The organism is Vibrio coralliilyticus ATCC BAA-450 (assembly GCF_000176135.1).
In the GTDB taxonomy this organism is placed as follows: domain Bacteria; phylum Pseudomonadota; class Gammaproteobacteria; order Enterobacterales; family Vibrionaceae; genus Vibrio; species Vibrio coralliilyticus.
The window spans coordinates 217472-231692 of sequence record NZ_ACZN01000013.1; the positions used below are offsets into that span (position 1 = coordinate 217472).

Genomic DNA, 14221 nt, shown 5'->3' on the forward strand with positions numbered 1-14221 from the left:
TTATTGATTATGCACTTGAAACCATAGAACGGAAGAAAGAGAAAGGCGAAGCCATGGCGGAGCGTTTTCTCAAAAAACTATTTATGGACAGTAAATTAGGACTTATAAGATGAACAAAACTCTGATCGCTCTAGCAGTTTCTGCAGCAGCAGTGGCAACTGGCGCAAACGCGGCGGAAATCTACAACCAAGACGGTAACACTATCGAAATGGGTGGTCGCGCGGAAGCACGTCTAGCTCTTAAAGATGGCAAGGCAGAAGACAACTCTCGCGTACGTCTAAACTTCCTAGGTACAGCTCAGATCACTGACAGCCTATACGGTGTGGGTTTCTACGAAGGTGAGTTCACTACTAATGACAATGGCGGCGCTACAGATGGCAACAACAGCTCATCTGATCTAACTAACCGTTACCTATACGGTGGTATCGGCGGTGCTTTCGGTGAAGTAACTTACGGTAAGAACGACGGTGCGCTAGGTGTTATCACTGATTTCACTGATATCATGGCTTATCACGGTAACTCTGCAGCATACAAAATCGCAATTGCTGACCGTTCAGACAACATGATCTCTTACAAAGGCCAATTTGCTGACCTTGGCGTAAAAGCAAGCTACCGCTTTGCGGATGGTTCTGCTGATGGCAACAACGGTTACACAGACAACGATGCAGATGGCTACTCTCTATCTGCAATCTACGCAATCGGCGAAACTGGCGTTAAGCTAGGCGCGGGTTATGCTGATGGAAACCAAACAGGTGTTGACGGCTTCACTGCGACAGATGTTGTTGAACGCAACCAGTACATGCTAGCAGCTTCTTACGCAATCAACGACCTATACTTCGCTGGTACATTTGTTGACGGCGAAGACCAAGTGAAAGGTTCTAGCTCAACAACTGATAAGACAGGTTACGAACTAGCAGCAGCTTACACTATGGGCCAGACTGTATTCACAACGTCTTACAACTACCTAGAAAACAAAACAGGTTCAACTAAAGAAGATGCTGCAGATAACATCGCTATCGACGCAACATACTACTTTAAGCCTAACTTCCGTGGCTACGTATCGTACAACTTTAACCTGCTAGACGACGACAAATCTTACATCTCTAAAGCAGATGCAGAAGACGAGCTAGCTCTAGGTCTACGTTACGACTTCTAATTTGTGACTTAATGTCATGAACTCTAAACGCCCGCTTCTAGCGGGCGTTTTTTTTACTGGCTATACTGCTTTCTTGTCTTTAGATCTCACGGCGCTTTGCTATGCAGCTTTCCAAACTGTTTCTGTTGTTTTTTATCTCTTTATTTTCTCTATCAGCTTTTGCCTATGCGCCCGTGGGTCAACTGCCCGATGGCAGTCGAGCTGCCCTACTTGTCGAATCACTCGACCAGCAAAACTCCTTACTTGATACTCACAATAGTGATCAGTACTTTCCTCCGGCGAGTACACTCAAACTCGTCACTGCCTTGGCTGCAAAGCTCGAGCTCGGTGATAACTTTCGCTTTGAAACCCAACTTGAGCAAATCGGTAAAGATGTTGTCATCCATTTTTCTGGCGACCCGACTTTGGCAACTGAGGATTTGAAGCAACTATTTGTCGTCGCCAAAAGAAATGGACTTAGCCGAATTGATGGAGACATCTGGTTAGATAACAGTGCGTTTACTGGATACGACCGCGCTGTCGGCTGGCCGTGGGATATACTAGGCGTTTGCTATAGCGCGCCGGCAACTGCCATTTCGCTTGATGGTAACTGTGTCCAAGCTTCTATTTATACTCAAGAGGATGGCAACACACGCGTGTACGTACCGGAGCACTTCCCTGTCTACGTAACCACTCAGGCATCAAGTGTCAGCAAAGACCAGCAAGAAAGTACTCAGTGTGATTTAGAACTTATCTCCTCTCCAGATAACCATTATCAGCTTCAAGGTTGTTTAACCGAGCGCAGCAAACCACTGCCACTCAAATTCGCGGTACAAGATCCTGAGCTTTACACTCAACGAATGTTAAACAGCGTGTTGAACCAATTAAATCTGCCTTTCTCAGGAACGGTACGAATTGGACAGCCTGCTCATTCAACCAACAAGGCCCTTCTAGCCACTCACAGCTCCTTACCACTCACAGAGCTACTTGAGACCATGCTGAAAAAATCGGATAACCTGATCGCCGACAATCTAACTAAAACTCTGGGGGCCAAGTTTTATATCCAGCCCGGTAGCTTCAGCAATGGTACTGAAGCCATTAAGCAGATCATTTTTTCTAACACCGGGATAAACTTAGAAGCCACTCCAATGGCCGATGGTTCCGGTTTGTCACGCAACAACCGTTTTACCAGCCAGGCGATGTCGAAAATCTTGCGCTATATCTGGCTCAACGACAGCACATTGAAGATGATTGATTTGATGCCCAAGTCGGGTGAATCTGGCACGCTAAAATATCGCCGAAGTATGCGTAAAGAACCGATAAAAGGTGCATTCATCGCTAAAAGTGGCTCACTTTACGGCAGCTACAATATGGCTGGATTTGGGCTCGATAGCTCAGGGAAGCCTACCACCTTGTTCGTACAGTACGTGGCGGATTATTTGCCGCCAAAGAAAAAGAGCGATGATAAACCTACCATCGCTCCTATCACACAATTTGAAACCTTGTTCTATCAGGACATCGTAAAGTTCAGTCAGGCGATACCTAAGAAATAATTCACAACGGTGAAATAAATCCACATACCGGATATATCGACAATCGAAGCTAACACTGGGCTCACCAATACGGCTGGGTCCAGTTTGAATGCTCGAGCGAGTATCGGTAGCAAACCACCTAAGGTTGTCGACATCGTCACCTGAATAAACAGTGCGACAGCAATCGCCAGTGCGATATTGCTCAGATCAAAGCCGCCCGTTGATGTCCCATCACTGAACAACATGACTCTGCCAACGATGACCAAAGCGATAGCCAAAGCCAAACACAGTGCAACACGACTTTCTTTCCAGAATACCGCCAACCACTGGCGTTTTTTCAGCTCCCCTGTCGCTAAGGCTCGTATCACCAAAGTCGCAGCTTGAGACCCAGTGTTGCCACCAGCTGCAGCAATGACGGGCATATAAACCGCCAACAATACTAGCTGACTCAAGGTGTCCTCATACTGGGCAATGATCAGCCCAGAAACGATACCCAGCAACGCCAAGGCAATGATCCAGCCAATGCGCTGTTTCACATGCCCCAATACTGATGTACTAAGATAACTGTTAGATGTTTCCACCTCTGAATGAATCAGGCCTAACTGATGCGCGTAATGGCGCGCGAGTTTGTCATGGCCTTCATTTTCCAGCACAGAAATCAACTGCTGGACATAACCAACTGAACAGTGGTGCAAGATAGCCACCGCTTCTTCAATAGGCATCACTGTCAAAAGATGAACCTGATGTTGTTGCTCGTATTGCAGAAATGCATTGCGAGCTGCCCCAATCTCTTCCGAAGAAAAATTTAGGGTGTTTTCAATGTATGTATTGCTCATTACCGTCATGGCGAATCTCCCGATTGGCAGTAGGTAACGACCATCCAGCTACAGCACGCACAACAAAACGAACGCATACTGAGTATGAGTCTGTAACTGAATACTAGATAGGAAGGAGAAAAATCTGAGATTACTTTAGAAAAGAGTCACTCTGCCACTTAGGCAGAGACGAAGATCGCCAATACCGAAGCGGTTTATTTTTCTCCCTTCATACTAGGAGGATGGTCGGTATTGTTCATAAAAATCTCCGAATGAACTGCCAGTTTGGCAGCGCGGGCATGATAACAAAGCGCAGGCTTTTTTACAGTCAATTTAATGAAAAAATCTCTGATTATTCGCCAAATTTCTCGTATTAAAAAAGCGCCATTGAGGCGCTTTTTGTTATCGATGTTCAGCAGACGCTTACTTAATCGTAATACGAGCAAATTTACGTTTACCAACTTGGAATACGTACTTACCTGCTTGTGGCGCAAACTTAGAATCGGCGACTTTTTCACTATCAATCTTCGCAGCACCTTGCTTGACCATACGCATCGCTTCAGAGGTCGACGCACATAGGCCTGCTTCTTTCAAAAGGTTGCTAACCGGAAGGCCTGCATCAAATTCAAACTCTGGCATTTCATCTGGAATTTGATTCTTAGCGAAACGATTAACGAACTCTTGCTCTGCAGCATCTGCATCCGCTTCGCTATGGAAGCGAGCAATGATCTCTTTTGCCAGCAAGACTTTAATGTCACGTGGGTTCTTACCTTCAGCAATACTTGCTTTGAACTGTTCGATTTCTTCCAAAGGACGGAACGACAGCAGCTCGTAGTAACTCCACATCAAATCATCTGAGATTGACATGATCTTGCCAAACATTTCACTTGGCGCTTCACTGATACCGATGTAGTTGTTAGCAGACTTCGACATTTTCTTCTCGCCGTCCAGACCAACAAGAAGTGGCATCATTAGTACCGCCTGTGGCTTCTGACCATTGGCTTTTTGCAACTCGCGGCCCATCAGTAGGTTAAACTTCTGATCGGTACCACCTAGCTCAACGTCAGTTTCCATCGCGACAGAGTCCCAACCTTGCAGCAATGGGTACATAAACTCATGGATAGCGATTGGCTGACCGCCTGCGTAACGCTTTTTAAAGTCATCACGTTCAAGCATGCGAGCAACGGTTTGGTTCGCTGCAAGACGGATCATACCTTCTGCGCCTAATTCAGATAGCCATTCCGAGTTGAACTGAATCTTAGTTTTCGCAGGATCAAGGATCTTAAACACCTGTTCCTTGTAAGTTTCAGCATTTCGAAGTACATCTTCACGGCTCAGTGGTGGACGAGTACTGTTCTTACCCGTTGGGTCACCGACCATAGCGGTGAAATCACCGATAAGGAACGTCACTTCATGGCCAAGCTCTTGGAACAAGCGTAGCTTATTGAAAATAACCGTGTGACCCAGGTGAATGTCTGGAGCGGTTGGATCGGCACCCAACTTAATACGTAGAGGACGATTCTCTTTCAGCTTTTCAATCAGCTCTTCTTCTGGAATTAGCTCTTCAACGCCGCGTTTAATCTCGGCCAGTGCAGCTTCAATGCTCGCCATTCTTGTTCACTCCCACAGATTTGGCAAAAATTTGGTAATTTCCCATCTTACTTGAATAGCGATGCTTTTTGAAACCAGTTAGACTAAACAGCTAGCTATTTTTACTGAATTTTTTAGAACGAACATAAATGTTGTCTATTTTCGCTCGACTTCCATGGATGCACCGAGCCTGTATCGCCTTATTTAGTGCACTGATTGTCATCGCACTGTTTCTGCCATCACCTCAAGATCTCAGACCGGATGAGAAGCTTTATGAGGTTGGTGAACATTACCCTATTGCTATCAATGCTGAGGCGTTGATCTCTTCAGACTCAGAAAACACGGCGGCGTCGCTGCGCTGGGAGAAACACACCATAGGTTCTGGTGACAGCATGGCTCTGCTTTTTCAACGCGCAGGTCTCTCCTCCCGTCTACTTTATGATCTGACCACGACCAGCAAAGAAATTAAACAACAGCTAACACGTGTCCGCCCTGGTGACTCATTTCAGTTCGGTTTCGATACCGATGATCAACTGGTTCAGATAAAACGTCAGCTCAATGCTTACGAAACCTTTTTAATTACTCGTTCTGAGACTGGCTTTACGTCTCAACTCGATAAAAAAGAAGTCCATTACCAATACAACTACGCAGAAGCAGACATCACATCTAATTTCTGGAACGCGGGGGTTGGCGCAGGTCTCACTGCCAATCAGATTATGGAGCTGGCTGGTATTTTTGGTTGGGACATAGATTTCGCGCTCGACATCCGTAAAGGCGATCATTTTGAGATCCTGTATCAGGAGCGCGTGGTAGAGGGAGAAGTGGTTGGACGTGGTAAGATTATCGCGGCAATTTTTACCAACCAAGGCGATACCTTCAAAGCGATTATCAATGACAAGAATGGCAACTACTACGATGAAAATGGTCGTGCGATGAAGAAAGCCTTCTTGCGTTCGCCACTGGATTTCCGCCGTGTCTCTTCGAACTTTAATCCTCGCCGTCGCCACCCAGTGACAGGAAAAGTACGTGCACACAGAGGAACAGATTACGCAGCCCCAGTAGGAACACCAATTTGGGCCGCTGGTGATGGTATCGTGCAAAAATCCAGCTACAACCAGTTCAACGGTAATTACGTGTTCATCAAACACAGCAATACTTACATCACCAAGTACTTGCACTTAACCAAGCGAACGGTAAAAACCGGTCAACGTGTCAAACAAGGCCAAACTATTGGTACTTTGGGCGGAACAGGACGAGTGACTGGTCCGCACCTACATTATGAGTTTCTAGTCAATGGTGTTCACAAGAACCCAAGAACCGTTAAGCTTCCGCAATCTAAGTCATTAACTGGTAAAGATAAGGCTACCTTTATCGCCAATGCCAAGTTAAGGCTCGAAAAACTCGATCGCTACGGTGAATTGCTCGCGACTCGCTAAATTGTGTTAAGAAAAAGCCCGCAACTGCGGGCTTTTTTAATCTTCTACTATGATATTCGCGTTTTCTTCAACCTTGTGCTGTCGACCCAGCATCAGCAAGCATGGTGTCAACACCAAAGTTAACACCGTTGCAAACGCTAGCCCCCCAGCAACAGCGGTTGCCAATTGCGACCACCACTGGGTACTTGGAGCGCCGAATTCAACCTTCTGGTTAATTAAGTCGATGTTCATTTCCAGTACCATAGGCAGCAGACCTAGGATTGTCGTCACAGTAGTCAACAGAACTGGACGTAAACGCTGCATCCCCGTCCTTAAAATCGCATCTCGCTTATCCATACCGCGCTTGAGAAGCTGATTGTAGGTATCAATCAAAACGATGTTGTTATTCACCACAATGCCCGCCAAAGCAATCACGCCAATACCTGACATAATGACGCCAAATGGCTTTTGGAAAATCAACAAACCGACAAAAACGCCCACGGTGGAGAACAACACCGCACTGAGGATCAAAAACGCCTGATAGAAGCTATTAAACTGAGTGATCAAGATTAACGCCATCACCACTAAAGCGATCAAAAATGCCTTCTGTAAGAAAGCGGAGGAGTTTTCCTGCTCTTCATTTTGCCCCCGGATCTTAAACTCGACCCCATCTGGCAAGTTCAGATCGGCAAGTGCTTGTTCAACGTTAGGCAGCTCCAGCGCTAAGTTATAGCCTTCTTTCATGTCGGCAAAAATATTGATCACTCGATGCCCGTCTATACGCCGAATCGTGTCCTGCTTATGATCGGGAATAATGCTGGCAAAGTTGGTGATAGGGACCATACCCGCGGCGGTTTTGACTTTAAGCTGATCAAAACGGCCAATATCACGCTTATCTTCTGGGTAACGCACCAGAATATCGACCTCTTCAGTGGCATCATCTGGTAAATAGTCCCCAAGTTTGAGGCCATTGGTGACAAATTGAACCGTATTGCCCACCAATGTCGCATCAGCAAGAAAGCGTGAGGCATCATCACGACGAATGTCTATCTGCCAGTCGATGCCTTCTTTGCTTGATGTATCACTAATATTGGTGAAAGCAGGGTACGCATCTGCCCAGTGACGAACCATTTTCGCCGCGCGATCTAGTTCTCCTGGAATACGCGTCGACATTTCAATAACCAGATCATGCTCCACAGGCGGTCCAGCATCTGGGAACTTGTACTCGATTTCTACTCCAGCATATTGGTCGGTCGTCTGCTTTAGTTCATCAATGATAGTTTTTACTTTACGCCGATACTGCCAATCCACAGGCGTGATCTGAATCTGTCCGATTTCATCATCCCCACCCGTTTTGGTATAAACGCTTTCAAACTCATCATGACCAAGCATGACAGACTCGATATCACGCATGATGACGTCTTTTTCATTTATCGACAGATCGCCATAAGAACGTACTTTGACAGTAAAGAATGGCGGATCTACCTCAGGGAAAAACTCTGCACCTAAGCCCGCTTTGGCGTAGGTGAGGCCGACTCCCACAGCAAGTAAAATCGCGCTTAACAGAATTTTTAGTGGATGGCGTAAAGCGATGTTAAGCGTTTCAAGATAGAGTTTGGTCAGCCCGGTGGCCTTGGAAAAGTCACCATCGTGCAGAGCGACCATTTTCTCACGTTGTTGTTTGGTGACATGCTGCGGCTTACCAATCAAACCGCCGAGTACAGGGACAAACAACAATGCCATCGCCAGTGACGCTGCCAATGTCGCAATCAGAGTCAAAGGCAGGTATTTCATAAACTCGCCAGTAATATCTGGCCAAAATAACAACGGAGCAAATGCCGCTAAGGTTGTCGCGGTAGATGCGGTAATCGGCCATGCCATACGTTTAGCGGCATCCCGGTATGCGTCTCGGCGCGGTGTTCCTTCTTGCATGCGGCGATCAGCAAATTCCGTCACAACAATCGCCCCATCCACCAGCATACCGACCGCCATGATCAACGAGAACAACACCACGATATTAACTGTCAGGCCGAACACAGAAAGAACCAATAGTCCCGTGAGGAATGATCCGGGAATGGAAATGCCCACCAATAATGCCGTTCGGACACCCAAGATAGCGATGATCACCACAACAACCAGAATGATCGCTGACAGAATATTGTTTTGTAGATCATTGAGCATCATTTTGACGTCTTTAGACTGATCCCAAGTGTATTTCACTTGCAAATTATTCGGCCAGTCGGCGCGCTTTTGACCTTCCTCCATCACCTGCTTGATCAAAGCGACAGTCTCAATAATGTTTTCACCCGCGCGCTTTTTCACATCCAAAACAATCGCAGATTTGCCATCAAGGCGTGCATAGCTTTCAGGGTCGCGAAACGCCCTGCGCACCGTTGCCACATCACCAAAAGTGATCACTTGTTTTCCGTCAACCTTAACTGGCAACTCAAGAACATCTTTCAACGAATCAAATACCGATGGGACTTTTACCGAGAAGCGGCCATAACCAGTGTCAACAAAGCCTGCAGCCACGACTCGGTTATTGAGGGCAATCAGATTATAGATATCCGCTTGGTCTAATCCGTAGCTTTCCATCAATAAAGGGTCAACAATGATCTCGACAATGTCTTCCCTATCTCCAGCGATATCGACTTCTAAGATCTGACGAAAACTCTCCAGCTTATCTCGGAGTTGACGGGCTATTTGCACTATGGTGCGCTCGGGCACCGTACCATACAAAACCACCGTCAAAGCCGGCTCTTCTGAAGCGAACGTTACCTCATTGACCGTCGGTTCATCACTCTCTTCCGGTAATTTGGGCTTCGCTAAGTCAACCGCTTCTCGCACATCCGCCATGGCTTTATTCAGATCCACACCGACACTGAATTCCAACTGTACAGAAGCATGTCCTTCAGAAGCGGTTGAGGTCATTTCCTTAACCCCTTCAATCGAGCGCAACTCTTGCTCGATTGGGCGAACCAAGAGGCGTTCAGCATCGGCAGGTGAAATCCCCTGATGCCCCACGGATACATAGATAATTGGAATGGTAATATCCGGGCTGGATTCTTTCGGTACCGTCAGATAAGTCATAACACCAGCTATCAGGACGAAGACCAATAGCACCAGCATGGTACGGGTACGGGATAAGGCCGCATCTATTAAGGCGTACATAATGACTCCTTACTATTGCTGCTCGACAGCGATCACTTGGTCGCCGTCTCGTACAAAACCTTGCCCGGTGGTGATAATACTGACCTGCTCACCCAAACCTGTCAGCCACACGCCGTCCTGCTCTGCTTTTACTAGCTGAATCGGAATAAAGTGCACTCGTTCATCGACAAGCGTTTTAACCCCTAAGTTGCCAGATTCGTCTAAGGCCAACATTGCTGGAGTCACTTTCACCGCCAGTTGCTGCTTAAGATTGAGCTCCACTTCGGCACTGATCCCTGCAGGAATTTTTTGCTGTGGATTAGGCAGAATAATTTCTATCGGAAAAGTATTGGTTGAAGCTGAAGAAATCCGAGAAATGTAACGAACCTTACCCTCGACTTTTTCGCCACCAATAAAACTGACTGACGCAGGCTGGTTTAGCGTGAGGTCTTGGATATGCCGCTCGCTCACATCGGCTTCAATCACTATCTGACTGAGGTCAATCAAACTAGCGACCGGATCACCAACGCCAACAAAATCACCGAGTTCGATATCTAAACTGTCGACAATACCGCTAAATGGTGCCGTAACCGCGGTGTTTCTCAGAGCAATCTTGGCATTGCTCACCATTGCTTTGGCTTCAACTAAGGCCGCCTGCGCATTACTGAAAGCCACCTCACCTTGTAATCCTTTATCTTTAAGTGACTGAGCTGCCTTGTATTCTTTCTCACGCACTTTAAGCATGGCCTTGGCACGCTCAAGCTGGATCTCCAAATCCCCTTTATCAATCAAAGCAATAACTTGTCCCTGCTTAACGCTATATCCCTTACGTACTTTTAACTCAACAATTTTTCCCGCGATCTCTGCGCCGAGCTTGGCCTGTTTTTCTGGTGCGGTTCTGCCGTATAAGTCGATGGATTTATGGGTACTTTGAGCAGTAAAGGTCTGAAAGGCCACTTTAGCCAATGGCACAACCTCTTGTTGATGCTCAGGCTGACCATCGTCCGCTTTAAGTGTGCCAAGACCGAGCCAAATCGATAAAATGAGAATAATAACGAGTGAAACAATGTAGGGTCTGACCGCGAGAAAACGGAATAGTGAAAATTTGCCCATAACAATCCCTTGCTGAGTAAAAGCACCAACTTTTATAAGCTCAGGATATAAATTAACCAATAAAAAATAAAATACAGTTGGACAGTAATTTAGCCGAGGTCTCAGTTCTGACCTGGTTGCATAGATATTTGGCAGAAAAGAAAAAGCCGCGACTTAGCGCGGCTCTGCAAATTAGACTTTTAATTTAGACACTAAATGAAGCGCCACAGCCACAAGTTGTTGTCGCATTAGGGTTATTTACGAAGAAACGTGAACCTTCCAAACCCTCGGTGTAATCCACCTGACCACCAACAAGATATTGTAGGCTCATTGGGTCAACTACAAGCGTTACGCCACTATTTACAATCGTCGTATCGCCGTCATTGACACTCTCATCGAATGTGAAGCCATACTGAAAGCCGCTACAGCCCCCACCCGTAATGTAAACACGCAACTTCAGGTTTGGATTTTCTTCTTCAGCGATTAGTGCGCCAACACGTTGTGCCGCTGCATCTGAAAATGTTAGTGGGATATTTAGTTCGCTCACGATGACCTCTCTCACTCATGTAAATCCAATCACTGTGTACAGTGTTGGATAAATCATCTTTCTATAATCGCTCCATTATCTAATACCTGAGTTATCCGTTCAAGTATTCACCACCTTTCGTGGATTTTTTTCATAAAAACTCCGCTTTCTTGATGGAAAACTGCCCATAATGTGGCGCAAAGCGTTTTCTTGAACGGGAATCGACAGGTACAATGCCAGCCAAATTGGTCCGAGCAATCAAAAGAGGATATATCCATGACCAAATCAGCAGAGCTTTACGAAAAAGCACAACAGACTATTCCTGGTGGCGTTAACTCTCCAGTACGTGCTTTCAACGGCGTTGGCGGTGCACCTATCTTTGTAGAACGCGCAGATGGCCCGTTGATTTTCGATGCTGATGGTAAAGCTTACATTGATTATGTTGGCTCTTGGGGCCCGATGATCCTTGGCCATAACCACGCAGTCATTCGCGAAGCGGTGATTGAAGCTGCGCAGCGTGGTCTAAGCTTTGGTGCACCAACTGAAATGGAAATCCAAATGGCTGAGCTGGTCTCTGAACTCGTGCCATCAATGGAACAAGTCAGAATGGTCAGCTCAGGTACAGAAGCTACTATGAGTGCCATTCGTCTCGCACGTGGTTTTACCAACAGAGACAAAATCATCAAGTTTGAAGGCTGCTACCACGGTCATGCAGACAGCTTACTGGTAAAAGCAGGTTCCGGTGCACTTACGCTTGGTCAGCCGAGCTCTCCAGGTGTTCCTGCAGACTTTGCTAAGCACACGCTAACAGCCACGTTTAATGACTTGGATTCTGTTCGCGAGCTGTTTGCTGCGAATAAAGGCGAAATCGCTTGTATCATCGTTGAACCCGTCGCGGGTAATATGAACTGTATCCCACCAGTTGCTGGTTTCCACGAAGGCCTACGTCAAATCTGTGATGAAGAAGGCGCACTGCTGATCTTTGATGAAGTCATGACAGGTTTCCGTGTCGCTTTAGGCGGTGCTCAAGGTCATTACAATATCAAGCCAGATATCACGACACTAGGTAAAGTCATCGGTGGTGGTATGCCAGTGGGGGCCTTTGGCGGTCGTAAAGACGTGATGCAATACATCGCGCCAACAGGTCCGGTTTATCAGGCAGGTACGCTGTCTGGCAACCCAGTAGCGATGGCTGCAGGTTACGCTTGTTTAAGCCTACTGAAAGAAGAAGGTAACGAAAAACGCCTCGCTTCAAAAACCAAACAATTGGCTGATGGCTTTAAATCTCTTGCTGAGCAACACGGTATTCCAATGGTCGTCAATCAAGTGGGTGGCATGTTTGGCTTCTTTTTTACGGAACAAGAAGAAATCACGTGTTACGAAGACGTCACTAAATGCGATATCGAACGCTTTAAACGCTTCTTCCACCTAATGCTAGAACATGGTGTGTACTTAGCACCTTCTGCGTTTGAAGCGAGTTTCACTTCGCTAGCACACGGCAGTAAAGAAATTGAAGCAACATTAGAAGCGGCTGACCGCTGCTTTGCAATTCTAGCCAAAGAAGCATAATTCATCGTTGTAATAAATGACAAAAGGCTGCGCATGCAGCCTTTTTTATTGCCAGTTAAATACGACTAAAACGACCAGCAGAACAAGAATCAGGGAAAACCAAGGAATTTTCCGCTTAGGTTTTGCGCTTCCACAACAGGACTTATCATCATTGCAGCATCCCATAGTTTTTCCCTCCGCTGATAACATTTTGATTTTGCGTTGAAGACTCAGTAATTTACAGCCATTATACTTCTATCACGATGAATAATTGGACAACAAACGTGTCAGAAAAACTCAAAATAACTTCCAGCCATTGGGTATTGATTGTTGCGCTACTTGCTGCTGGCTTTGCCTGCTTTTTATTAGTTGAGCCTTACATAAACTCAATTGTGATGGCGTTTATCATTTCTCTGCTGATGTTTCCTATCCATGAGTGGATCGAAAACCGAATGCCGAATCATAGAAACATCGCGTCGTTGCTGTCTTGTACCTTACTCACCGTCATCATAGTGCTGCCTCTTCTTTTTGTTTTCGCCGCCATTGTTCAACAAGGTTCAGCATTCTCACAAAACGTCTACCAGTGGGTGACCCACGGTGGCATCCAAGCCCTGTTCGAACATCCATGGGTAGTAAAAGGCTTGTCTATCATTAATACCTACTTACCTTTTGATGAGATTCAACCTCAGGAAATCGGTCAGAAAGTGGCTCAGTTCGCCACCTCATTTGGCTCGAACTTAGTCGGTATCAGTGCAAAAATTCTTGGCGATGCGACGAACTTCCTACTCAACTTCTTCCTGATGTTGTTTGTTTTGTTCTTCTTACTTCGTGATCACGACAAAATCATTGCCGCGATTCGTCATATCCTGCCACTGTCTCGCAGCCAAGAAGACAAATTGCTGGATGAAGTTGAGCAAGTGTCCAAATCTGCCGTAATGGGCTCATTTCTAACCGCAATCGCGCAAGGTCTTGCTGGCGGTATCGGTATGTGGCTCGCTGGTTTCCCAGGGCTGTTCTGGGGTACGATGATGGGCTTCGCCTCCTTTATTCCTGTAGTCGGCACCGCATTGATTTGGATACCTGCAGCGGCCTACCTGTTCTTGACTGGAGATACAACGTGGGCGATTTTCCTTACTATTTGGAGTGTCGCTGTCGTTGGTTCAATTGATAACCTGCTCAGACCATTGTTAATGCAAGGCAGTGCAGGAATGAACACTCTAATGATCTTCTTCTCTCTATTAGGCGGTCTTCACTTGTTTGGCTTGATTGGATTGATCTACGGCCCTTTGATCTTCGCCATTACCATGGTGCTGTTTAATATTTATGAAGAAGAATTTCAGGATTTCCTCGATGAACAAGATCAAAACTAAGATCTAGGAAACAGGAAAACTTCAAGAATGCGGGGGATTATGCGAAAA

The 14221-nt window shown here is 46.3% G+C and carries 10 protein-coding genes; 5 read left to right on the forward strand and 5 right to left on the reverse strand.

The features are described 5' to 3' along the window. Positions 1–109 precede the first annotated feature (109 nt). Together VIC_RS04380 and dacB are read left to right on the forward strand one after the other, a co-directional pair. Positions 110–1156 (forward strand): porin, encoded by a 1047-nt coding sequence (locus VIC_RS04380; RefSeq protein WP_006958074.1) that lies wholly within the window; start codon positions 110–112, stop codon positions 1154–1156. A 101-nt stretch (positions 1157–1257) separates the two neighbouring features. After that, positions 1258–2688 (forward strand): serine-type D-Ala-D-Ala carboxypeptidase, encoded by a 1431-nt coding sequence (dacB, locus tag VIC_RS04385; RefSeq protein WP_006958075.1) that lies wholly within the window; start codon positions 1258–1260, stop codon positions 2686–2688. Here dacB and VIC_RS04390 read toward each other — a convergent pair. Then, a complete protein-coding gene (locus VIC_RS04390) occupies positions 2667–3512 on the reverse strand; it encodes a magnesium transporter (protein ID WP_006958076.1) in 846 nt (281 codons plus the stop codon). The two genes, dacB and VIC_RS04390, sit on opposite strands and share 22 nt — an antisense overlap. A gap of 393 nt (positions 3513–3905) precedes the next feature. Next, positions 3906–5093, reverse strand: coding sequence for a tyrosine--tRNA ligase (gene tyrS, locus VIC_RS04395; RefSeq protein ID WP_006958077.1), 1188 nt, complete (start codon positions 5091–5093; stop codon positions 3906–3908). Positions 5094–5221: 128 nt separating this feature from the next. Between tyrS and VIC_RS04400 the strand changes: the two genes are divergently transcribed. Continuing rightward, the gene (locus tag VIC_RS04400) at positions 5222–6508 is read left to right on the forward strand and encodes a peptidoglycan DD-metalloendopeptidase family protein (protein ID WP_006958078.1); all 1287 of its coding nucleotides are present in this window, start codon (positions 5222–5224) and stop codon (positions 6506–6508) included. A gap of 36 nt (positions 6509–6544) precedes the next feature. Here VIC_RS04400 and VIC_RS04405 read toward each other — a convergent pair whose 3' ends face one another. The 3 genes from VIC_RS04405 to erpA all read right to left on the reverse strand — a co-directional run bounded on the left by VIC_RS04405 (position 6545) and on the right by erpA (position 11276). Then, a complete protein-coding gene (locus VIC_RS04405) occupies positions 6545–9658 on the reverse strand; it encodes an efflux RND transporter permease subunit (protein WP_006958079.1) in 3114 nt (1037 codons plus the stop codon). A 12-nt stretch (positions 9659–9670) separates the two neighbouring features. Next, entirely contained in the window at positions 9671–10750 is a 1080-nt protein-coding gene (locus tag VIC_RS04410) for an efflux RND transporter periplasmic adaptor subunit (RefSeq protein WP_006958080.1), read from the reverse strand. A 184-nt stretch (positions 10751–10934) separates the two neighbouring features. Further along, positions 10935–11276 (reverse strand): iron-sulfur cluster insertion protein ErpA, encoded by a 342-nt coding sequence (gene erpA / locus VIC_RS04415; RefSeq protein ID WP_019276906.1) that lies wholly within the window; start codon positions 11274–11276, stop codon positions 10935–10937. Between the two features lie 255 nt (positions 11277–11531). Between erpA and hemL the strand changes: the two genes are divergently transcribed. Further along, a complete protein-coding gene (gene hemL / locus VIC_RS04420; protein WP_006958083.1) occupies positions 11532–12824 on the forward strand; it encodes a glutamate-1-semialdehyde 2,1-aminomutase in 1293 nt (430 codons plus the stop codon). 263 nt (positions 12825–13087) lie between these two features. Beyond that, positions 13088–14173, forward strand: coding sequence for an AI-2E family transporter (locus VIC_RS04425; RefSeq protein ID WP_006958085.1), 1086 nt, complete (start codon positions 13088–13090; stop codon positions 14171–14173). The last annotated feature ends 48 nt before the right edge of the window (positions 14174–14221 follow it).

Bases quoted from the DNA above. Each gene is read 5' to 3' on its own strand.
- VIC_RS04380 (WP_006958074.1), top strand. From the start codon at position 110: ATGAACAAAACTCTGATCGCTCTAGCAGTTTCTGCAGCAGCAGTGGCA.
- dacB (WP_006958075.1), top strand. From the start codon at position 1,258: ATGCAGCTTTCCAAACTGTTTCTGTTGTTTTTTATCTCTTTATTTTCT.
- VIC_RS04390 (WP_006958076.1), bottom strand. From the start codon at position 3,512: ATGACGGTAATGAGCAATACATACATTGAAAACACCCTAAATTTTTCT.
- tyrS (WP_006958077.1), bottom strand. From the start codon at position 5,093: ATGGCGAGCATTGAAGCTGCACTGGCCGAGATTAAACGCGGCGTTGAA.
- VIC_RS04400 (WP_006958078.1), top strand. From the start codon at position 5,222: ATGTTGTCTATTTTCGCTCGACTTCCATGGATGCACCGAGCCTGTATC.
- VIC_RS04405 (WP_006958079.1), bottom strand. From the start codon at position 9,658: ATGTACGCCTTAATAGATGCGGCCTTATCCCGTACCCGTACCATGCTG.
- VIC_RS04410 (WP_006958080.1), bottom strand. From the start codon at position 10,750: ATGGGCAAATTTTCACTATTCCGTTTTCTCGCGGTCAGACCCTACATT.
- hemL (WP_006958083.1), top strand. From the start codon at position 11,532: ATGACCAAATCAGCAGAGCTTTACGAAAAAGCACAACAGACTATTCCT.